23 protein-coding genes are annotated in these 19,687 nt (G+C 68.5%); 11 read left to right on the forward strand and 12 right to left on the reverse strand.

The genetic code is table 11. The features are described 5' to 3' along the window. Positions 1-40 precede the first annotated feature (40 nt). From era to larB, 6 genes are all read left to right on the forward strand, one after another. Positions 41-1,030 (forward strand): GTPase Era, encoded by a 990-nt coding sequence (era, locus tag KQ305_RS12685; protein WP_259725765.1) that lies wholly within the window; start codon positions 41-43, stop codon positions 1,028-1,030. A gap of 86 nt (positions 1,031-1,116) precedes the next feature. After that, positions 1,117-1,650, forward strand: a complete 534-nt coding sequence (locus KQ305_RS12690) for a phycobiliprotein lyase (RefSeq protein ID WP_259725766.1) — start codon at positions 1,117-1,119, stop codon at positions 1,648-1,650. 7 nt (positions 1,651-1,657) lie between these two features. After that, on the forward strand, positions 1,658-2,353 hold the full coding sequence (gene trmD, locus KQ305_RS12695; RefSeq protein ID WP_259725767.1) for a tRNA (guanosine(37)-N1)-methyltransferase TrmD: 696 nt from the start codon (positions 1,658-1,660) through the stop codon (positions 2,351-2,353). Positions 2,354-2,406: 53 nt separating this feature from the next. Further along, positions 2,407-2,892, forward strand: a complete 486-nt coding sequence (ispF, locus tag KQ305_RS12700) for a 2-C-methyl-D-erythritol 2,4-cyclodiphosphate synthase (RefSeq protein WP_259725768.1) — start codon at positions 2,407-2,409, stop codon at positions 2,890-2,892. After that, complete coding sequence (locus tag KQ305_RS12705) at positions 2,889-3,383, forward strand: TIGR03792 family protein (protein WP_259725769.1); 495 nt, start codon at positions 2,889-2,891, stop codon at positions 3,381-3,383. The genes ispF and KQ305_RS12705 overlap by 4 nt, the downstream gene beginning before the upstream one ends. Continuing rightward, positions 3,380-4,099, forward strand: a complete 720-nt coding sequence (gene larB, locus KQ305_RS12710; RefSeq protein WP_259725770.1) for a nickel pincer cofactor biosynthesis protein LarB — start codon at positions 3,380-3,382, stop codon at positions 4,097-4,099. Before KQ305_RS12705 ends, larB begins: the two co-directional genes overlap by 4 nt. Here larB and KQ305_RS12715 read toward each other — a convergent pair. The 10 genes from KQ305_RS12715 to KQ305_RS12760 form a co-directional block, all read right to left on the reverse strand. After that, positions 4,073-4,231, reverse strand: coding sequence for a hypothetical protein (locus KQ305_RS12715; protein ID WP_259725771.1), 159 nt, complete (start codon positions 4,229-4,231; stop codon positions 4,073-4,075). The genes larB and KQ305_RS12715 overlap by 27 nt on opposite strands. A gap of 63 nt (positions 4,232-4,294) precedes the next feature. Next, a complete protein-coding gene (locus tag KQ305_RS12720) occupies positions 4,295-5,254 on the reverse strand; it encodes a DUF1517 domain-containing protein (RefSeq protein WP_259725772.1) in 960 nt (319 codons plus the stop codon). 27 nt (positions 5,255-5,281) lie between these two features. Then, positions 5,282-5,518, reverse strand: a complete 237-nt coding sequence (gene thiS, locus KQ305_RS12725; RefSeq protein WP_259725773.1) for a sulfur carrier protein ThiS — start codon at positions 5,516-5,518, stop codon at positions 5,282-5,284. Then, entirely contained in the window at positions 5,518-6,621 is a 1,104-nt protein-coding gene (locus tag KQ305_RS12730) for a thiamine phosphate synthase (protein ID WP_259725774.1), read from the reverse strand. Before KQ305_RS12730 ends, thiS begins: the two co-directional genes overlap by 1 nt. A 43-nt stretch (positions 6,622-6,664) precedes the next feature. Then, positions 6,665-7,603, reverse strand: coding sequence for a lysylphosphatidylglycerol synthase domain-containing protein (locus KQ305_RS12735; RefSeq protein WP_259725775.1), 939 nt, complete (start codon positions 7,601-7,603; stop codon positions 6,665-6,667). Then, positions 7,600-8,853, reverse strand: a complete 1,254-nt coding sequence (locus KQ305_RS12740) for a polysaccharide pyruvyl transferase family protein (protein ID WP_259725776.1) — start codon at positions 8,851-8,853, stop codon at positions 7,600-7,602. Before KQ305_RS12740 ends, KQ305_RS12735 begins: the two co-directional genes overlap by 4 nt. Positions 8,854-8,875: 22 nt before the next feature. After that, a complete protein-coding gene (locus tag KQ305_RS12745) occupies positions 8,876-10,000 on the reverse strand; it encodes a Coenzyme F420 hydrogenase/dehydrogenase, beta subunit C-terminal domain (protein ID WP_259725777.1) in 1,125 nt (374 codons plus the stop codon). A 2-nt stretch (positions 10,001-10,002) separates the two neighbouring features. Beyond that, the gene (locus KQ305_RS12750) at positions 10,003-10,938 is read right to left on the reverse strand and encodes a glycosyltransferase family 2 protein (protein ID WP_259725778.1); all 936 of its coding nucleotides are present in this window, start codon (positions 10,936-10,938) and stop codon (positions 10,003-10,005) included. Positions 10,939-11,089: 151 nt separating this feature from the next. Continuing rightward, the gene (locus KQ305_RS12755) at positions 11,090-12,592 is read right to left on the reverse strand and encodes a hypothetical protein (protein ID WP_259725779.1); all 1,503 of its coding nucleotides are present in this window, start codon (positions 12,590-12,592) and stop codon (positions 11,090-11,092) included. 161 nt (positions 12,593-12,753) lie between these two features. Then, the gene (locus tag KQ305_RS12760) at positions 12,754-13,716 is read right to left on the reverse strand and encodes a bifunctional riboflavin kinase/FAD synthetase (RefSeq protein ID WP_259725780.1); all 963 of its coding nucleotides are present in this window, start codon (positions 13,714-13,716) and stop codon (positions 12,754-12,756) included. 63 nt (positions 13,717-13,779) lie between these two features. On the opposite strand from KQ305_RS12760, the gene KQ305_RS12765 reads away from it, so the two are divergent. Next, positions 13,780-14,361 (forward strand): DUF3611 family protein, encoded by a 582-nt coding sequence (locus tag KQ305_RS12765; protein WP_259725781.1) that lies wholly within the window; start codon positions 13,780-13,782, stop codon positions 14,359-14,361. On the opposite strand, the gene surE is transcribed toward KQ305_RS12765, so the two are convergent. Next, positions 14,346-15,164, reverse strand: coding sequence for a 5'/3'-nucleotidase SurE (gene surE, locus KQ305_RS12770; protein ID WP_259725782.1), 819 nt, complete (start codon positions 15,162-15,164; stop codon positions 14,346-14,348). The two genes, KQ305_RS12765 and surE, sit on opposite strands and share 16 nt — an antisense overlap. 73 nt (positions 15,165-15,237) lie before the next feature. Between surE and pheS the strand changes: the two genes are divergently transcribed. Genes pheS through KQ305_RS12790 form a run of 4 tightly spaced genes read left to right on the forward strand, consistent with a single transcriptional unit; the run spans position 15,238 to position 18,408 of the window. Beyond that, positions 15,238-16,245 carry a phenylalanine--tRNA ligase subunit alpha gene (gene pheS / locus KQ305_RS12775; protein ID WP_259725783.1) on the forward strand — a complete coding sequence of 336 codons (1,008 nt, stop codon included), beginning with the start codon at positions 15,238-15,240 and terminating at the stop codon, positions 16,243-16,245. Between the two features lie 41 nt (positions 16,246-16,286). Continuing rightward, positions 16,287-17,213 carry an NAD(+) kinase gene (locus tag KQ305_RS12780; protein ID WP_259725784.1) on the forward strand — a complete coding sequence of 309 codons (927 nt, stop codon included), beginning with the start codon at positions 16,287-16,289 and terminating at the stop codon, positions 17,211-17,213. Continuing rightward, the gene (locus KQ305_RS12785; protein WP_259725785.1) at positions 17,210-17,902 is read left to right on the forward strand and encodes a response regulator transcription factor; all 693 of its coding nucleotides are present in this window, start codon (positions 17,210-17,212) and stop codon (positions 17,900-17,902) included. Before KQ305_RS12780 ends, KQ305_RS12785 begins: the two co-directional genes overlap by 4 nt. Continuing rightward, a complete protein-coding gene (locus KQ305_RS12790; RefSeq protein WP_259725786.1) occupies positions 17,899-18,408 on the forward strand; it encodes a DUF192 domain-containing protein in 510 nt (169 codons plus the stop codon). The genes KQ305_RS12785 and KQ305_RS12790 overlap by 4 nt, the downstream gene beginning before the upstream one ends. Here the strand turns inward: KQ305_RS12790 and cbiE are convergent. Continuing rightward, entirely contained in the window at positions 18,362-19,657 is a 1,296-nt protein-coding gene (gene cbiE, locus KQ305_RS12795) for a precorrin-6y C5,15-methyltransferase (decarboxylating) subunit CbiE (RefSeq protein WP_259725787.1), read from the reverse strand. The genes KQ305_RS12790 and cbiE overlap by 47 nt on opposite strands. Positions 19,658-19,687: the final 30 nt, after the last annotated feature.

Consider the following 19,687-nt stretch of genomic DNA (forward strand, 5'->3'; position numbering starts at 1 on the left):
AGGCGGGCGGCGGAGCCCATGAACTGGCAGTGTTGAGGCTATGGACCCGAGCACCCCGACCGCCAGCCCCGGCGATGCCCAGCCCAACGACGACAGCAGCGAAGGGGCTCCCTTCCGCTCCGGCTTCGTGGCCCTGATCGGACGGCCCAATGTGGGCAAGTCCACCCTGCTCAATCAGCTGGTGGGCCAGAAGGTGGCGATCACCTCCCCCGTGGCCCAGACCACCCGCAATCGGCTGCGCGCCATCCTCACCACCCCGGCGGCCCAGCTGATCCTGCTGGACACCCCTGGCATCCACAAACCACATCACCTGCTGGGGGAGCGTCTGGTGCAGAGCGCCCGAGGAGCGATCGGCGAGGTGGATGTGGTGTTGCTGCTGGTGGATGCCAGCCAGCCCGCGGGGCGCGGCGACGGCTTCATCATCGACCTGCTGCGCCACTGCCGGGTTCCGGTGCACGTGGCCCTCAACAAGAGCGACCGGGTGGGGGCCGATGCGGAGGATCTGGCCGCCACCTATCGGGAGATGCTCGCCGCGGCAGACGATCGCCCCGTCGCCTGGCCCCTGCACCCCTGCAGCGCCCTCAACGGTGACGGCTGCCAGGCCCTGGTGCAGGCCCTGGCGGCCGACCTGCCGCCGGGACCGCTGCTCTACCCGGCCGACACGGTCAGTGACCAGCCGGAGCAGTTGCTGCTGGCGGAGCTGATTCGTGAACAGGTGCTGACCCTCACCCGGGAGGAGGTGCCCCACTCGGTAGCGGTGCGGATCGAGCGGATCGTGGAGGACGAGGGCAAGGTCAAAGGCAAGGAACGCACCGCCGTGCTCGCCACGGTGCTGGTGGAGCGCAGCAGCCAGAAGGGGATCCTGATCGGCAAGGGCGGTCAGATGCTCAAGGCCATCGGCCAGGGGGCCCGGCTGCAGATGCAGAAGGTCTTTGACGGCCCGGTGTACCTGGAACTGTTCGTCAAGGTGGTGCCGAACTGGCGCAGCCATCCGGGCCGGCTGGCGGAGCTGGGCTACCGGGGCGACTGAGCGCGCCGGCGAACCGCGCGCTCCAGCTGGGGGTTTGCGAAGATCCCAACCGGGTCCACCGGCCCCGATCTCCCGACGCCCCCGCCGTGACCAGCGCGACCGAGCCTCCCACCGCAGCGATGATCGCTCCTTTCCCCCCTGAGACGATTGCGGGCTTTCTGGCCTTCTGCGCCGGGGACTGGCTCTCCCTGCGCAGTCGCTTCAGCCTGGAGGAGGCCAGCGCCGAAGCCCGGCAGGCCGAGCAGGAGGAGGTCAGCTGGCACAGTTCCGAGCGCGGTGAACTGCAGGTGACCTACCTGGCGCCGGAAGGGGATGGCGAACCGGGGGGGCTGGAGATCACCCCGCCCAGCGGCGGCAGTCACCGGCTGCTGTTCCTCCCCGACGGAGGCTTCCAGGGCCATGCCCCTGATGGAGCCGTCAGCACGGGCCGCTGGCAGCTCTGGCCGGATGGCAGCCTGGAGCTGACCAGCGAGCGGGCCGGTACCTCAGTGCAGGAACGGATCTGGTTCACCAAGGCGAATCTGCGCCTGCGCAGCAGCGTGGAGCACCACCCCGACGGCCGCCCGGGCCGGGCCAGCTTCAGCTCCGAGATCCGGCGGGTCAGCCGACCCGCCAGCTGATCCCACCATGCGTTTCGATGTGGTCAGCCTGGTGCCAGACGCCTTCACACCCCTTCTGGGGCTGGGGGTGATCGGCCGGGCCTTCGCGGCCGGCATCGCCGAGGTCCACACCCACAACCCGCGCGACCACGCCACGGATCGCTATCGCAAAGTGGACGACGTGCCCTATGGCGGCGGGGCCGGCATGGTGCTGAAGCCCGAGCCTGTCTACGCCGCCTTCGAGGCGATTCCGGTGTTGCCGCGTCGCCGCGTGCTGCTGATGAGCCCCCAGGGCCAGCCGCTCCACCAGCGCGACCTGCGTCGCTGGGCCACCGCGTACGACCAGCTGGTGCTGCTCTGCGGCCACTACGAGGGCTTCGATGAACGCATTCGGCCCCTGGCGGACGAGGAGGTGTCCCTGGGTGACTTCGTGCTCACCGGTGGCGAACTGCCCGCCCTGGTGGTCATCAGCGGCGTGGTCCGGCTGTTGCCGGGCACCGTGGGATCGCCGGACTGCCTGGAAGCGGAAAGCCACAGCAGCCTGCTGCTCGAGCACCCGCACTACACCCGGCCGGCGGAGTTCCGCGGTATGGCAGTGCCGGAGGTGCTGCGCAGCGGCGACCATGGCGCCATCGCCCGCTGGCGCCAGGAGCAGCAGGTGGCCCGCACCCGCGAGCGGCGCGCCGACCTGCTGGCTCTTTGGCAGGCGGAGCAGAACCCCTGACGCCCGCTCTCACCCCCAGACCGGCCAAACTGAATCCGCCCCAACCGCCCCCCATGCAGCTGCGCATCGGCAACGGCTACGACATCCACCGGCTTGAGCCCGGTCGGCCCCTGATCCTGGGTGGCGTGCGTCTGGAGCACCCGGACGGCCTGGGGCTGGCGGGTCACAGTGACGCCGACGTGCTGGTCCACGCCCTGATGGATGCCCTGCTGGGGGCCCTCAGCCTGGGGGACATCGGCACCCACTTCCCACCGGAGGACGAGCGCTGGCGCGGGGCCGACAGCCTGGTGCTGCTTGAGAAGGTGATGGAGCTGGTGGCGGAACGGGGCTGGCAGGTGCTCAACGTCGACACGGTGGTGGTGGCGGAGCGCCCCCGCCTCAAACTCCACATCGCCGCCATGCGGCAGGCCATCGCCGAGCGCCTGGGCCTGGCTCCCGAGCAAGTGGGCGTCAAGGCGACCACCAATGAGGGGCTCGGGCCCACAGGCCGGGAGGAGGGCATCGCCTGCCATGCCGTGGCCTTGCTGCACCAGCCATGAACCGTGCCCCCCTCAGCCATCTGACTAGCTGTCTGGCCGGAATTTGCCTGGTGGTGCTCGTGCTGGCCGGCCTTCCTGGCGATGCCGACGCCCTCAGCCCGCCGTACGGCGGCCAGGATGGGAGCGAGGGCCCCGCAGCGGTGGTGGAGCTCCTCAGGGTGAAGGTGCCCGCCGGCGCCCGGGGGGCCTGGCTGCAGGCGGAGCAGGAGAGCTGGGGACCCTGGCTGCGGCGCCAGGACGGCTTCCTGGGCAGGGATCTGCTCTGGGACGCTGAACAGGAGGAGGGCCTGTTGCTGATCCGCTGGCGCAGCCGCCGCCAGTGGCTGGCCATTTCCAACGAGGAGATCGAAGCGGTACAGGTCCAGTTCGAGGCTGCCGCGCGCCGGGCCCTGGCCCTCGATAAGGTCCCCAACCCCTTTCCCCTCGTCGATGCCGGCGAGCTGGAGTGGGTGGGGCTGACCCCGGCCGCTGCCGCCAAGGAGCTGCGGTGAGCGAGGACATCCGGCTCGACCTGGGCCGCCGCCAACGGATTGGCATGGTGGAGGCGGTGTGGGGGGAGCACAAAAGTGCCGACCAGATCACCGCCGTGATGCTCGGTCTGCACCGGGCCGGGGAGCTGGCCCTGGTGACGCGTGTCACGGCTGAGAAGGCCGCGGAGGTGGAGCGGCAGCTCGCGGACCATATCGGCACCGATGGGGCTGTCCCACCGCCCGAGCACCATCCCCTGGCCCGTTGCCTCACCTGGCCCGGTCCGCCGCCAGCCGATCCGGCCTTCGGGCGGGTGGCGGTACTGAGCGGCGGCACCAGCGATCTGGCCGTGGCCTCGGAGGCCCGGCTGGCCCTCGCCTGCCATGGGGTGGCCAGCGACCTCGTGCTCGATGTGGGCGTGGCCGGGCTGCATCGGCTGCTGGGGGAGCTGGAGGGGCTGCGACGGGCCAAGGTGCTGATCGCCTGCGCCGGGATGGAGGGGGCCCTGCCCACCGTGCTGGCCGGGCTGCTGCCCCAACCGGTGATCGGGGTGCCGGTGGCCGTCGGCTACGGGGTGAGCGCCGGGGGACAGGCCGCCCTGATGGGCATGCTGGCCAGCTGCGCCCCTGGGCTCACCGTGGTGAACATCGACAACGGCTATGGCGCCGCCATGGCGGCCCTGCGGATCCTGCTGCTGGGCAGTGGGGAAACTTCAGCCACCAGGGAGCAGGGGCCCTGAGGGAGGTCCCTCAAGGTCGAGCACGGTCTGCAACCAGAGAGTGAGGGAGCGGGGCAGACGGCCCTGCTCGTAGCGCTCGATCGCCTCGATCAGGACCGGTGTATTGATCCAGCTGATCCGATGGGGAATCATCGGCGCCTGAGACTTCTGAAGGGCAGTGTGAGTGATCCGACCCGGCCTGGCAAGGCAGAAAACTCAGAGGTGCTGCAGGTCGGGGTAGGCGGTGATCACCTGTTCGGTGCTGAGCACCTCTCCAGCCCCTTCCGGCTGCCAGATCACCTCCAGGGCCAGCAGATCATCCGCACCGATCGCGCCGAGTTTCTGGAGCGAATCACGCAGGTCCTCGGCGGAGCGGGCCCCCTTGATCGCCAGACGCTGGCGAGTGGCCACCAGCAGGGTCACGACGATGAAGTCGCTGGCCGCATCGCTGGCCCCAGGAGCCACAGGCGCCGGCTCGCTGAAACGGCGACCCGCCACATTGGCGGTGAGTTCCCGCTCCAGCTTGCTGCGCTCCTGCATGGAGAGGCGGTTGAACGTGGACTCGGCACTGGCGAAGGGCACCTGGCCCACTTCGCCATTCGCGTACACCCAGAGATCGGGGTGGCGCAACAGGGAAAGACTTGTTTCCTGCAGAACCCGCTGAAGGCCGGAGCTGCTGGAGGTATCGGAGGAGCCGGCCAGACGGCGCAGGTCGTCCTGAAGGTCGCGGGCGGACGCCAGCAGACCGACCTGGATCTGGGCGACAGACACTGGACCGTCCGGGCGGGGGTTGTAGGCCAGATCAGATCCGGAGCCGGCTAAGGCCGGCCCCCCGCCGCCACCCCTCAGGGCGTTGACCACGACGCCCGCCACCGCCATCAGGATCAGAAAACCGAACAACCCGCCGCCGCCGAAGCCGAAGATCGGCACGATGAAGGGGAAACCCATGCCCCCACCCCGGTAGCCACCGCCGTACCCACCGCCGTAGCTGCCCCGATAGCCTCCGCCACCGCCGCCGTAGTTGCGGGGCATGGAAGGAGCCGAACGGAAGCTGCCGCCGCCGATGCGGCCGCCGCTGGCCGCCTGGGCCGGCGCCGGAGCTGCCATCACCAGACCCGCGACCAGGACAGGGACGACCATCAGACCGGCGAGGCGCCGGAACAAGCGGGAACCCATGTCGAAGGACGTTTAGTTGGCAGGAATCTAGGAACCCCCTCCCACGATGGTGACCACTTCCAGCACATCGGATTCCCCCACAGGCTGGGCGGGCCAGCGGTCCCTGGGCAGGATCTCGCCGTTGAACTCCACCACCACCAGGCGCGGCTGGTACCCGAGGGAGACCAGCACGGCATCGAGGCAGAGGCCCGCAGGGCAGGGGCGCGATTCTCCGTTGACCCGCAGCCGCAGGGCCTCCGGCTCATTCGCGGCTTGCGCTTCCATCACGCCACCGCCTCCAGCCCCGCCAGCAGGGCGGCAGCGACGGCCCCGGGATCCTTTGCCTGGGTGATGACCCGCACCACCGCCACCCGATCCGCTCCGGCCTCGCGCACGGCGGCCAGGTTGGTCAGATCGATGCCGCCGATGGCAAAGAAAGGCAAGGGACATGCCGCCGCCGCCTGGGCCACGTAGGCCAGCCCCACCGGTTCGCGGCCAGGCTTGGTGGGCGTGGCGTTGACAGGCCCCACCCCGATGTAGTCGCAGCCATCGGCGACCGCCTGGCGCAGGTCTGCAAGGCCGTGGGTGCTGCGGCCGATCAGCCGGTCCGGCCCCAGCAGGCGGCGGGCCACGGCCGGCGGCAGGTCGCCCTGGCCGAGGTGGACGCCATCGGCCCCCACCGCCAGGGCCAGATCGATGCGGTCGTTGACCAGAAACAGGGCCCCGTGGCGATGGCAGAGCTGGCGCAGGGCGCTCGCCTGCGCGAAGCGACCCCGATCATTCGGAGCGGCACCGGCTGAACCGAGGGCGTCATCGGGTTTGGCGCGGTACTGCACCAGGCGCACTCCCGCCGCCAGGGCGGCGGCCACCACGGCCTCCAGCCCGCTCACCGGACTGGTCACCAGATAGACATGGCAACGGCGCAGCAGGGCACGGCGTTCGTCGCCGCCACGGCCGGCCTGGAGCAGATCCACCTCCAGGTCGTAGAGGGCGTAGCGGATTGTCGCCGCCTCCGCCGCCAGCACGGGATCTTCGAGCCGACCGAACTCCTCCAGCACCCGCAGGGCCTCCTGCACCCGGCCCGCATTGGCGGCCAGCACACTGGCGCCGTCCTGCCGTTCAGCCTGGGCAGGATGGGACATGCCGGCGGCGGGATCGGTGGCGGTGTGCCGCGCCAGCTTGTAGCGCTCCTGGTGGAGGCGCCCCAGACGCTGGCGCAGGTCCTTGCTGCGGGCGACCAAGTCGGGGCGGTCCAGGGCGAAGCGGGCCCAGTCCTCCAGGACCCGCAGCCCCTCGCGGGCCCGATCGAGGTTGGCATCGAGGAGGCGCTCAATGGCGGCACGCTCGTTGCCGGTGGTCGACGGCGGAACTGGGGGCTGCGGCGTCACCGGACCGGCGCGGGTGAGGCCTCCAGGGTATGGGAGGGGTTTGTCAGGCGGGAGGGGTGGGCTGGGCGGCGGGGTCCGGTCCCAGGGCCAGCGCCAGGAGGGCGAGGAGCACCTCGTCAAGCAGATAAAGCACCCGATGCACGGCCACCACCACCAGGGAGGTGTCTGAGGCGACGAAGGGGTCGAGGGCTAGGGCCAGCACCACCTCCCTCACCCCCAGACCCGCCGGTGCGAAGGGCACCAGGTACCCCGCCACCCAGGCGAGGCAGTACACCCCGATCACCGCCGGCAAGGACGGTCCCCCGCCCAGGAACGGCCGCAGGCAGACCCAGAAGGAGGCCCCGAGGGCGAACCAGCCCAGCGACAGCGTCGCCCAGGCCCCCCATGGGGGGCGCAGCCGGAGCAGCCAGGGCCGCAGCCGGGACCCACGACGGCGCAGCCACAGCAAGGCCCCAACCAGACCCAGCAGTGCAGCCGCCGCGAGCAGCCCCTGCAGGGCGGCAGGGGCGCGCGCAGCGGCTCCCAGGAGCCGTTGGAAGAATCCCGGCTGGGCCAGCCCCAGCAGGGCGCCACCGATCAGCAACGCCGAACCGATCACCCAGCCGTTCTCGGCGAGCATCGAATCGCGGATGGCGCTGGCGGGGGCCTGCCGGGCCCGCAGCATGGCGATGCGACTGACGAACTGCCAGATCGATCCGGGCACGTACTTGGCCAGCTGGGCCAGGTTGTACATGTAAAAGCCATCCCGGACGCTCACCGTTATGGCGCAGTGGCGTGTTGCCAGCAGCATCGTGGCATTCATCCCCAGCTTTCCAACCAGGAGCAGGGCCGCCACGGCCACCAGTTCCTGGGGGGAGAAGCGAGCGAGGTCTTGAACGATCACCTGCCGGCGGCTGATGGCGAAACCAGCCACGGCGACCGCCACCAGGCCGAGCCAGGCCCACTTCGCCAGCAGGGCCACGGGACCGGCGGGCCGCTTCAAAGGGCGAGCAGGTCCTGCACCGCGTCGAACTGAAGCGAGGCGAGCGCCTTCACGTCCGGCAGGGCCGCCACGATGCGGACGCGTCGATCCGCCCGCTCCGTGAGCAGCTGCTGGATCAACGCCACGGTGCGGGGGCGGTCGAGATCGGCGCCATCGAACACCATGTCGGCCTGACCGAAGCGTTCCATCACCTCCAGGTATTTGTGGCTCCAGCCCATCACCAGCACCGGGACCCCCACCACCAGAGCCCCCACCATGGCGTGAAAGCGGGACACCGCATGGACGTCACAGGCTCCGAGGATGCGGTGGATCTGGCCGGCGTTCCAGCCCTCCTCGAAACCCACCACGGCCTCGGCCACGGCCGGCTCGAGGCGGGTCAGGATGCCCCGCAACAGGGGTAAGTCGTTGTTGTGGAGCCTGGTTTCGCCACGGCCGCGGGTGGCGTTGGGGAACAGGGCCACCCCGTGGCCCAGCCCCACCAGCTCATCGATCAGGCCCGCCATCCAGCCTGGATAGTCGTGGCCTCCTTCCGCCGCCCGACGGGCGATCACGGCGCTGGGGCAGAGGCCGATGATCGGGCGGCCCCGGTCACGTAGGACCTGCAAAGCCGCCAGGTGCCCATCGAGGCCTGGTGCTGGGGTGCTGAGGCAGAACCGAGCTTCGAAAAGAAAGGCCACGTCATCGCTGCGCCCATAGTTGCCCCTTGGGCCCAGCAGAGAGGCCACGTGGTCCTGGCTCACCGCGCCACGGGTATGGAGGCGATGGCAGCGGCCAAGGAATAAGTTGGCCAGGGGACGGTTGGGCCAGCTTCGGAACGGCCCCATCGCCTGGGACATCTTGACGACGGGCACCCTGAGGATCATCGCCGGCCAGATCGTGGCGATGTTGAAAGGCAGGAACTTGGCCCGGCCATCGATGAAGGAGACCCCCGCAAGGCAGAGCAGGGCCCGGGAGCGGGCCAGGGCCCGCACCGATGCCGGCAGCAGCCCCTGCAACCGGTGCAACCTCAGGCCGCCCAGCAAGCGATGCAGCAGGGCCCCCGGCACCAGCACCAGCACCAGGTAGGCAGGCGTGGAGGAGAAGATCCGCACCCGAGCGTCCGAGACCAGCTCGCGATCGGCCTCGGGGTAATAGCTGAACACCTCAAAGCGCATCTGAGGGCCGCAGCGATCGGCCAGCACCCCGATGGTGGTACTCAGCATCGCCTCAGCACCGCGGTTGCCGTGGAAGGTGGCCGCGATGATCGCCACGGAATTCATCGGGACCCCCGCTTCATTTGACCGACTCCAGACCCTTCTTGAGATACAGCAGGCCACGGATCACAGGGCGCGGCATCGCGAAGATCAGACGGCGCCCCCAGGGCGACTCACTCAGGCGCACGTTGGCCAGGGTCCAGAGGGCATTGAGCTGATCGTGCCAGGTGACCTCCGCCTGCACCCGATCGGGGATGCGCAGGCCCAGCCAGCGACCGGCTCGGGTCCGGGCGGTGACGTTGTAATGGGCCGGGCCGATGCGGGCCTGGCCGTCCATGATGTCGCGAATGTCGAGGCCACTGGCCGCCACGGCACCTGCCCCAGTGGCAGCATCAAACAGAGCCTGCCCCGCAGCGGTGCGGATGATCACGGCCGTGTGTTTGATCGGGTCATCCTTCAGACGGAACAGCCAGATGTCCCCCATGGTGAGATCGGCTGCATAGCCATAGTGGTCGTGGCAGGAAAGACATTTGCGCTCACAGAAGAAGAACATGTTCTGGTAATCGTTGAACATCTTCGTGGGCTTGCGCAGCAGGGAGCCATCGGCGAACTCCGCCTCCAGATGGCCGCGCCAATGGCCGATGCGGAAGCGGTAGGCACGCAACGGCTGGCCGGCCTGCTTCTCCAGCCTGGCCGTGACGGCATCGATGAGGGGGGTGCGGGAATTGTGGCCGCAGACCAGGGCGATGGTCACGGCCAGCTTGGCCGCGAGGACAGGATCAGACTGGGCGCGCTGGCGCAGGGCAGCAATGTCACAGGGCAGGCCCACCACCGCCACACGCCCCTGGAAGGCGCGCAGCAGGGGAAGAACCGACGGCAGAAAGCGCGATTCCACATACTTGCTGCCGCGGGCAGCCAGGATCTGGGCCGGCTCGGTGGCGATCTGGAAGCGGGGACGCACCTTGCCGTCCTCCACCACCGCCATGCAGACCACGGCACCTTCGAACAGCCCCTGGCGCAGACCTTCGATCAGCACGGCGCTGGTGGTTCCACCCGAAGCGGCCCGTTCGCGGATGGCGTCCTCAGAGGCATGGGTGAGCCACGCCTCCCGGTACGTACCCACATACCGATCGATGTCGGACGGGCTCCAGCGCTTCTTGAGGAAGCGATCCAGGACGGTGCCGAAGCTGCGAGGTTCCGCCATCGTCAGGAGCGGCTGCGGCGGAACTCGAAGCGCAGATCCTCGAGCAGTTTGCGATTGGCCGCGATCACATCGGTGACGAAGGCAACGAGGAAAGACTGGAAGCCGGCCACCAACAGCACGGAGGCCAGGATCAGTGACTGGATGTGGCCGCTGCCGCGGCCGATCGAGACCATGAAGAGATAACGGAGGCCGATCACGGCGCCAATGCCGAAGAGAAAGGTTCCCAGCAGCGAAAAGAAACGAAAAGGCCGGTAGATCACGAAGATCCGAATGATCGTGACGATGCTCCGTTGGATGTAGGAGGGGATGCTCTTGACCAGGCGGGAAGGCCGCTGATAGCCATTCACCCGCACCGGCACCGACATGATGCCGATGTTCTTCTGGCCCGCCTGGATGATCGTTTCCAGGGTGTAGGTGTAGTCGCTGAACACCATCAACTGCTGAGCCGCCCGCCGGCTCATAGCCCTGAATCCACTCGGCGCATCGACAATGTCCGCGCCGCTCAGGCTGCGAACAACGCCACTGCCGATTTTCTGGAGCAGCTTCTTGACTGGGGAGAAGTGCTGGATCTGGCCGATCGGACGTGACCCCACGACCATCTCAGCCTGCTGATCGAGAATTGGGGCCACCAGCAGGGGGATGTCACGGGCGTCATACTGGTTGTCGGCATCGGTGTTGACGATGACATCGGCGCCGCGGGCCAGGCAGGCATCAAGGCCCGTCATGAAGCCCCGCGCCAGTCCCTTGTTATGGAAGTGGCGCACCACATGATCCACGCCATGGGCGAGGGCAACCGAGGCGGTGTCGTCGTGGCTGCCATCGTCGATGACCAACCATTCCACCTGATCAAAGCCCTCGACATGCCGCGGTAGCGCCGCCAGCGCCACCGGCAGGCAGGCGGCCTCGTTGAAGCAGGGAATCTGAATGATGAGCTTCATGGCATGAACCATGGAATGGACGTCCTGCGTGGGGAGAGGCAAGCGACAACCAGCATCAGGACAGCCAAAACCAGCGGGTCGTCAATTCTGTCGGCGGTGGTGGACGGATGGCGACGCCAGACCATGACACTCCAGCACAGTGACGTCATGATCACATGTCAACCACGGAATTGCCTGCGGATGCGTCCAATGGCCGAGCAGGCATGGAAGAGCGGCCCACCAGAATCACAAGGGAAAGTATCGTCAGCGGAATCGCCGGAGCCGAGTAGCGAGGAATGTTGTGGGTGAGTAAGCCATAGGCGAGCAGCATGCCAATGGGCAAGATGGTGATGGCAAGAAAACTCGAGTTTCTACGAATCACACCCAGCAGAAAGAGCGCAAAGAGAGACATATAGGAAACAAGTGCCAGCAGATCCTTAGCCGCAACATAAACGGGATTGGCCTTGAAGGTCACTCCCACATTGGGCCAGGACCAGATACCCCGCCACAGAAACAGAGGCGTCATCAGCAGATGCCTCGCAGGCTGGGAGGCGATCATCACCCTGGCCCTTTTCCCAACGGCCTTCTCTGCCAGGAGATAGGAGTCGGGCGCACCCCGCTGGGACAAGGCAAAGGTCAACCGATTCACCTCGGCACCCACCTTGCGGTGGTAACTGATCACATCATCAGGCCGACCCGACAGCGCAGCCTTCAGATCAGCCGCCTGAAAATCCGACCCATAGCGGTTGATGCGCTGGTAGCGGCCTCCAGCCTGAAAATCGCGGAGCGTGGCCCCAAAGCCAAGCCGCGCGGAGGCGTGCTGGTAGATAGATGGCCCCCAGAAATACAGGGCTCCAGGGATTTCAGCAGCAGGCATCTGGTTTTTGATGGCCCGTGCATAAAGCACACGCCCGCCCCGCTGGGTGAGTTGGGCTGTTCCCAGCTGCAGCTTGTTGCGGACCATCCAGGGCATCACTGTCACGCTGAAACCCATCAGCAAGGCCACACAACCAGCCAGCGGAGGCCATGGACGTCGCCGGCGGGCCGCCCAGAGCGCCTGCAAAAACATGGTTGCGGTAATCAACAGGCAGATATAGAAGAAGATCGCCTTTGTCAGGCTCATCAGACCAAAGCAGACGCCAACAACAAGGAACCAACGGCGACGGCCTGTGCGGACGGCCAGCAACAGAAACAGACTCGACCACAGCAGCATCACACTGGCTTGGAGTTCCGTGTAGAGCGTGTCGACGAACATCGGCACGGCAAAGAAGAAGTACCCCACCATCACCGTGCTGATCAGCACCAGCAGCAGGCTTCCCGTCAGCGACTGAATCAGCAGCACCGTGGCCACTAGACCGAGCGTCACCCAGGCAAGATTGACAACCTTGACAGCGCGGGCGCCGGGCCCCTGGACCAGCTCCCCGTAGGACGGGGTGTGTCCACCGAGGGCCATCAGTTTCAGATGGCCGGCCGTGACGAGATTCGGGATCGGTTCGCGCGCATTGGAAGCTGAGAAGGGAGCACGATCGGCCGTGGAAAGAACGCCATGATGGGCAAGGTTATGGGCCATCCGCAGATTCACAAGGGCATCCTTCTGACTCTCGGAACCAGTGATCTGCGTAGCGCTTAGTGCCACCATCGCAACAATCAGCAGCCCCACAATCAGCAGCTTCAAGCGATCGATCCGAAGCCCAAGCCGACAGGAAAGCCTGTCCATCCAGACATCGAAACGAAGGGAACAGATTGTGTCGAAGCTGGCAAAGTTGCCGCCCATTTCCCTACGTCCGTTCCACCCAGACAGTATCAGCAAAGAACTTCAAACGCCACGATGGTCCATCAATCATCCAGTTGTCCGGATCGCTGGTCACAGGCGTTCCTCGCATCCTGCAGAGCCTGGCCGGCATCCAGGCGGATCTGCCGGCTGAGGTCATCAAGGCTCGCGAACGCCTGCTGCCGGCGCAACAACCTCAGGGGCTGCACGGTCAGTCGGACGCCCGCCAGCTCAAGGCTTCGCTCCAGCAGGTGCACCTCCACCGCCGAAGGAGCCAGGGGATCCACCGTGGGCTGGGGGCCGAGGTTCATCACAGCCGCCATCGCCCCGTCCTCGCCGTCCCGCCAGGCCAGGGCCGCATAGACCCCTTCCAGCGGCAGAAACTTGCGTCCATCCACCGCCAGATTGGCGGTGGGCCAGCCCAGCTGGCGGCCCAGGCCGCGGCCGCGCACCACATGGCCGCTGAAGCGGTAGGGACGCTCCAGCAGGCGAGCGGCCTCCTCGATGTCGCCGGCCGCCAGGGCGCGCCGGATGCGGCTGCTGCTCACCCGTTCGGACCCATCCCAGAGCATGGGCAGTACCCGCACGTCGATACCGAGGGCGGCGCCGATGCGGGCCAGATCATCAACATCTCCGCTGCGGTCGACCCCGAAGCGAAAGTTGGTCCCCACGGCAATTCGCCGGGCCTGGAGCCGATCGGCCAGAACCTCACGCACGAAAGGCTCCGGGCTCAGCGCCGCCAGCTCCCTGCTGAAGGGCACCAGCACCAGCTGCTCGATGCCGAGGGGTTCGAGCAGCTCCAGCTTCTCCTCGGGCAGATCCAGCCGCAGACGCGTCTCGCCATGCAGCACCTCCCGGGGGTGGGGCCAGAAACTGACCACCGTGGGGACCACCGGCTCCTGCTCCGCCGGCTGCGATTCGGTGATAACGCTGATCACCCGGCGGTGGCCCCGATGCAACCCATCGAAGCTGCCCAGGGCGATGGCGGTGGGACGCTCGGCGCTGATGGGGTCGTGAAGCGGAATCAACGGCGTGCGCCCTCGCCGCGAGGATCCTCCCATGCCAAGTTTGGAGCCTTCGATGCTTCCCCCATGGTCGACCCGCTGGATCTGCAGCGCATGGCCGATGCCCTCCGCCGCATGGGCTGGGTGCGCTTCTGGGTCCAACTGGCCCTCGGCGTGGTGGTGGTGGGGGTGCTGATCTTCAACAACATCGGCGGCCAGATGGCGGCCAATTCCTCCCGCGCCCTGGGGCTGGGCCCTGGCCTGTCCCTCACCACCCTGTCGTTCCTGCTGTTGCTCTGGAGTCTGTGGCAATCCTGGCTGGTGGTGCGCTGCGGCCGCGCCCTGGCCAGCCCGGCACGTCCCAGCAAGGGGGAAACCTCGCGATTGGTGAAGAGGGGGCTGCTGGCCGACCTGAGCGGGCTCACCCTGGCGGCGGTGGGCTATCAGGCCCTGGCCGGCAGCCTGTTCGTGCAGGCCTCTCAGCAGGTGCCGGGCTTCTTCGGGGCCCAGATGCAGGGGGGGCCAGGCAGCGGTGGCCGGGTGGTGGGGCTGCCGATCACCTCGATCGAGATGCTGTCGGTGCTCAGCAACACCCAGGTGCTGTTTGCCCACCTGATCGCACTGATCATCAGCCTGTGGCTGCTGCAGCGGATCTATCGCAAGAGCTGATCGGACAGGCCCAGGGCTTCCACGGCCGGCAGCGACGCGACGGAGCCCCGCCAGAAGAGTTCCGGCTGCAGGGGCGTCAGCGACGAGCCACCCTGCTGCACCCAGGCCACATCGGTGGGCCAGTCGGCCGGGCCTGCTCCGGTTCCGTCGAGATCGTCCACCACTTCGCCGGCCAGCCAGTAGTAGGTGCGGCCGCGGGGGTCGGTGCGCTTCTCGAACTGATCGATGTAGCGCCGCACCGCCGTGCGGCACCAGCGCAGGGGGGCGAGGGCTTCGGCGGGACGCGGGGGCACGTTGAGGTTCAGCAGCAGCCCCTCGGGCCAACCGCCGGCGTGCATCCGCTCGGCCACATCGACGGCCATGGCGGCCGCCGCCTCGAAGCGGCGCCAGTGGAAATCAGCACTGCTCACGGCCAGGGCCGGCAGTCCCTCGATCGTCCCCTCCATCGCCGCCGACACAGTGCCTGAATAGAGCACGTCAGTGCCGAGGTTGGGGCCGTGGTTGATGCCGGAGAGCACCAGGTCCGGCGCCTGCTCCAGCAGCCTGAACAGGGCCAGCTTGACGCAGTCGGAGGGGGTGCCGCTGCAGGCCCAGGCGGTGACACCCTCGGCGAAGAGTTCATCGGCCCGCTCCGCCCGCAAGGGGGTCTGCAGCGTGAGGCCATGGCCGGTGGCGGAGCGTTCCCGGTCAGGGCAGACCACGGTGACCGCATGGCCGCGGCCCACCGCCTCGGCGGCCAGGGCCTGGATGCCGTCAGCAAAGACTCCGTCATCGTTGCTGATCAGGATCCTGAGCGGTGCCATCGGCCTTGACCGCGGGGACTGGCGGCAAGCTAGACGCTGCTGCCTACAGTCGCTTCCTTCCCCGACCTGTCCCGTGAGCGCCACCGTCAGCCTGCAGCAGCTCACCGACCAGCTGGAGCACCTGGAGGCGGAGGCCGCCGCTGCCATCGCCAACGCCAGCGACGCCGCAGCACTCGAGGAGCTGCGGGTGGGGCTCCTGGGCAAGAAGGGACGTCTCTCGGGGGTGCTGGGGGCCATGGGCCGGCTTCCCGGTGAGGAGCGCCCCCTGGTGGGCCAGCGGGCCAACCTGCTCAAGGACCAGGTGCAGCAGCTGCTCGGCGCCAGGCTCGAGGACGTGCGCAACGCCGCCATGGTGGAGCGGCTGGAGCGGGAACGGATCGATGTGACGGCGGGCTGCAGCTACGTGCCCCCCGGCCACCGCCATCCCCTGCAGAGCACGATCGAAGAAATCGTCGACATTTTTGCCGGCCTCGGCTATCGGGTCTCGGAGGGGCCCGAAATCGAGACCGACCACTACAACTTCACCGCCCTCAACATCCCGGAGCACCACCCGGCGCGGGATATGCAGGACACCTTCTACCTGGGGGGAGACCGGCTGCTGCGCACCCACACCTCCCCCGTACAGATCCGCCACCTGGAGGCCAACCCCCCACCGGTGCGGGTCATCGCCCCCGGCAGGGTGTATCGCCGCGATGCGGTGGATGCCACCCACTCCCCTGTGTTCCACCAGGTGGAGGTGCTCGCCCTCGACGAGGGGCTGGATTTCAGCCACCTGCGCGGCACCGTCACCACCTTCCTGCAGCAGTTCTTCGGCGATCTGCCAGTGCGTTTCCGGGCCAGCTACTTCCCATTCACCGAGCCCTCCGCCGAGGTGGACGTGCAGTGGCGAGGCCGCTGGCTGGAGGTTATGGGCTGCGGCATGGTCGATCCGGCGGTGCTCGAGGGCCTGGGCCTCGACCCGGAGCGCTGGAGCGGCTTCGCCGCCGGCCTGGGGGTGGAACGCTTCTGCATGGTGCGCCACGGCATCGACGACATCCGCAGGCTGTTCAGCAGCGATCTGCGCTTCCTGGAGCAGTTCTGATCTCCCCCCATAAACTCGTTGGGCTCCCATGCCCGCGATCGGTGCCCCGGGTTGGACTGATCGTCAACGACGGCAAGGATCTGGCGATCAACACCGCCAACCTGATCGAGAGCCGGCTGAGAGCCGCGGGCCTGGAGGTGGCACGGGTCAGCAGCTCCGGTGGCGTGGTGGGTTTCGCCAATCCTGACCAGCACCTGCGCTCCAGGGGCTATGCCGCCTGCGTCCCCGCCAGCTTCGATGAAGAGATGGCCCTGGCGGTGGTGCTGGGGGGGGACGGCACGGTGCTCTCCGCGGCCCGCCAGACCGCCCCGATCGGCGTGCCGATCCTGACGATCAATACCGGCCATCTGGGCTTCCTGGCCGAGGCCTACCTGAAGGACCTCGACCAGGCCCTGGCCCAGGTGGTGGCAGGGGAGTGGACCGTCGAGGAGCGATCCATGCTCGTGGTCAGCGTGATGCGCGGCGAGCAGCGGCGCTGGGAGGTGCTCTGTCTCAACGAGATGGCCCTGCACCGGGAGCCCCTCACCAGCATGTGCCACTTCGAAGTCGCCATTGGCCGCCACGCCCCCGTCGACATCGCCGCTGACGGGGTGATCCTCTCCTCCCCCACCGGCTCCACGGCCTACGCCCTCAGCGCCGGCGGCCCGGTGATCACCCCCGACTGTCCGGTGCTGCAGCTCACACCGATCGCCGCCCACTCCCTTGCCTCCCGGGCCCTGGTGTTCAGCGACCAGGAGCCGGTGACGGTGTTCCCAGCCACCCCCGAGCGGTTGATGATGGTGGTGGACGGCAGCGCCGGTTGTTACGTCTGGCCCGAGGACCGGGTGCTGGTGCGGCGCAGCGAACATCCGGTGCGCTTCGTGCGGCTGGCCGATCACGAGTTCTTCCAGGTGCTGCGCAACAAGCTGGGCTGGGGCCTGCCGCACGTGGCCAAGCCCTCCAGCAACCACGCCGACGCGCCGCTGTGACGACAGCCCCCACGACCACTCCCGCACCGGTTGCGGTGCTGCTGGTGGGTCCGGAGGCCACCGGCCTCGGCCCCCGGCTCGAGCTCTCCGGCTACCGGCCCCTGGAGCAGGACTCCGGCGATGAACTCCCCGCAGCCATGATCCTTTCGCCCGGCAGCGAGGCGCGAATCCCTGAGCTGCGCCGCAGGCTTGGGGCCCGCCCCTTGCTGCTCGGCATCACCAACGACAGCGTCGAAAGCCGCAGCCACTGCCTGGAATGGGGCGCCGATGATTTCTGGCTGCCCAGCCTCGGCACCAGCGATTTGCTAACCCGCTTGCGGCTGCACCTGGCCCTGGCCCAGCGTCAGGCCCCCACACCGGTGTCCGCCCAGCTGAAGCTGGCGGATCTGCGGATCGACCCGGTGGCCTGCCAGGGATGGCGCGGGCAGCGCCAGCTCAGCCTGACGGCCCGGGAGTATCAGCTGCTCCTGCTGTTGCTGCGCCATCGGGGATCGGTGGTGAGCCGCGAGCGCATCCTTGAGGCGATCTGGGCCGACCAGGGCGGGGGCGCCAGCAACGTGATTGAGGTGTATGTGCGCTATCTGCGCCAGAAACTGGAACAGGACGGCGAATCCCGGCTGATCCACACCGTCAGGGGCCTCGGGTACTGCCTCAGCGACGGCCGCCCACCCATGGGGCCCAAGCCATGAAGACTTCTCTCCTGTGGCCCTGGCCCCTCGCAGGCACGCTCCTGCTGGTCGGCTGCACCCCGGGCCTGACCCAGAGCCCGCCCCAGTTCCTGCCGATCACCGCCCAGTGGTGCCTGGAAGGCCCACCGCCGCCGCGTTGCATCCAGCTCGAGGTGCCCCGGGGCGAGCGCCAGCAGGCCATGGGGTTGCAGCTGCGGCCGCCCCTGCCCCACCTGCGCGGCATGTGGTTTCCCTACGTCACGCCCGTGTTGGCCAGATTCTGGATGCACCGCACGCCGGAACCCCTCGACATGCTGTTCATCCACGACGGGCGCGTGATTGCCCTCGAGAGCGCCGTCCCCCCCTGCATGAACCTGCCCTGCCGCAGCTACGGCCCCGACACGCCGGTGGACGGGGTGCTGGAACTGGCGGCCGGCCAGGCCTCGGTGCTCGGCATCACCGTGGGCACCCCCGTGCGGATCACCCCGCTGCCGGGCACGTTCCCTTCAGCACCAGCACCGGATTGAGAGGGGCCAGGCGAGTACCGTCCGCCAGGGGAGCACCACGCCAGGCCTGGATCTGGGTGACCATCACGTCCAAGCCGGCCTGCTCCAGCTGGGGACGCAACAGGGCCAGACCTTCCACCGTGGCCAGGGGGATGACCACCACCCCACCGGGCCGCAAGCGGCCCAGCACCGCCTGCAACAGCGCGCTGCGGTCACCACCGCCACCTCCGATCAGCACCCGATCGGGGTTGGGTAGCCGCGCCAGTGCCGCCGGTGCCTCCCCTTCCAGCACCCCCACGGGCCGCACGCCCAGCCGGGACGCATTGGCGCCGATTAGGGCGGCGGCCCCAGCCCGGCGCTCCACGGCCCACAGGGCCAGCCCGGGGCGCAAGCGCAGCGCCTCCAGCCCCACCGATCCCACTCCGGCACCGATGTCCCACAGCACGCCCGTCTCGGGCAGATCCAGATCGGCCAGCAGCTGGATGCGCACCTCCCGTTTGGTCATCAGTCCTGGCTGGTCGGGGTGCTGCAGCCAGAGGCCATCGGCCAGACCGAACAGGGGCAGGGCCGCCGGCGCGGGCGCGGCAGGCTCGGTGGCGATCAGCAGCACCAGGTGCAGGGGATCGAGATCCGTCGGCAGGGGGTCGTCGGGCGCCAGTTGCTGCAGGCGCTCCGCGGGATGGCCGAGGCGCTCTCCCAGCCAGAATTGATAGGCGGCCTCCAGCCCCGAAGCCCGCAGGATCCCGCGCACCTCGGCAGCGCCCCCCCGAGCCGGATCGGTCAGCACCGCCAAGGCGGCGGGCCGCTGCTGCAGCCGCGCCGCCAGGGGCTCGGGATCACGGCCATGAAGGCTGATCCAGGAGGCGTCCTGCCAGGGGCGGCCCAGGCGGGCGAAGGCCAGCTGCAGGGAGGTGGGGGCAGGATGGAAACGGAGGCGCTCAGCGGGAAGGTGTTGCAGCAGCAGGCGGCCAACGCCGAACCAGAGGGGATCGCCGCTGGCGAGCAGCACCACCTTCTCGCCAGCGGCGAGAGCCAGCTGCAGCCGCGGCAGCAGCTCCCCAGGCCTGTCGCTGGCCAGCAGCTCCGGCGCTGGGGCGCCGCCGCGCCAGGCCTCGAGATCCGCCAACAGACGCCGGGGGGCCGCCACCAGATCGGCCCGCAGGATCTGCTCCTGCCAGTGGCGGGAAAGGCCCGCCATCCCGGCGGCATCGGTGCCCAGCACCTCCAGCAGCGAACCCTCCAGCCGTGCCCCTGCGCCACTGCTGGCCATGATGCTCCCCACCAGCGCCGGTCACACTCC

The organism is Synechococcus sp. CS-1332 (assembly GCF_025127995.1).
Lineage (GTDB): Bacteria > Cyanobacteriota > Cyanobacteriia > PCC-6307 > Cyanobiaceae > Cyanobium.

Excerpts from the sequence above, each read along its gene's own strand:
- era (WP_259725765.1), top strand. The coding sequence starts at position 41 with ATGGACCCGAGCACCCCGACCGCCAGCCCCGGCGATGCCCAGCCCAAC.
- trmD (WP_259725767.1), top strand. The coding sequence starts at position 1,658 with ATGCGTTTCGATGTGGTCAGCCTGGTGCCAGACGCCTTCACACCCCTT.
- ispF (WP_259725768.1), top strand. The coding sequence starts at position 2,407 with ATGCAGCTGCGCATCGGCAACGGCTACGACATCCACCGGCTTGAGCCC.
- KQ305_RS12705 (WP_259725769.1), top strand. The coding sequence starts at position 2,889 with ATGAACCGTGCCCCCCTCAGCCATCTGACTAGCTGTCTGGCCGGAATT.
- KQ305_RS12715 (WP_259725771.1), bottom strand. The coding sequence starts at position 4,231 with ATGATTCCCCATCGGATCAGCTGGATCAATACACCGGTCCTGATCGAG.
- KQ305_RS12720 (WP_259725772.1), bottom strand. The coding sequence starts at position 5,254 with ATGGGTTCCCGCTTGTTCCGGCGCCTCGCCGGTCTGATGGTCGTCCCT.
- thiS (WP_259725773.1), bottom strand. The coding sequence starts at position 5,518 with ATGGAAGCGCAAGCCGCGAATGAGCCGGAGGCCCTGCGGCTGCGGGTC.
- KQ305_RS12745 (WP_259725777.1), bottom strand. The coding sequence starts at position 10,000 with ATGGCGGAACCTCGCAGCTTCGGCACCGTCCTGGATCGCTTCCTCAAG.
- KQ305_RS12750 (WP_259725778.1), bottom strand. The coding sequence starts at position 10,938 with ATGAAGCTCATCATTCAGATTCCCTGCTTCAACGAGGCCGCCTGCCTG.
- KQ305_RS12765 (WP_259725781.1), top strand. The coding sequence starts at position 13,780 with ATGGTCGACCCGCTGGATCTGCAGCGCATGGCCGATGCCCTCCGCCGC.
- surE (WP_259725782.1), bottom strand. The coding sequence starts at position 15,164 with ATGGCACCGCTCAGGATCCTGATCAGCAACGATGACGGAGTCTTTGCT.
- KQ305_RS12790 (WP_259725786.1), top strand. The coding sequence starts at position 17,899 with ATGAAGACTTCTCTCCTGTGGCCCTGGCCCCTCGCAGGCACGCTCCTG.
- cbiE (WP_259725787.1), bottom strand. The coding sequence starts at position 19,657 with ATGGCCAGCAGTGGCGCAGGGGCACGGCTGGAGGGTTCGCTGCTGGAG.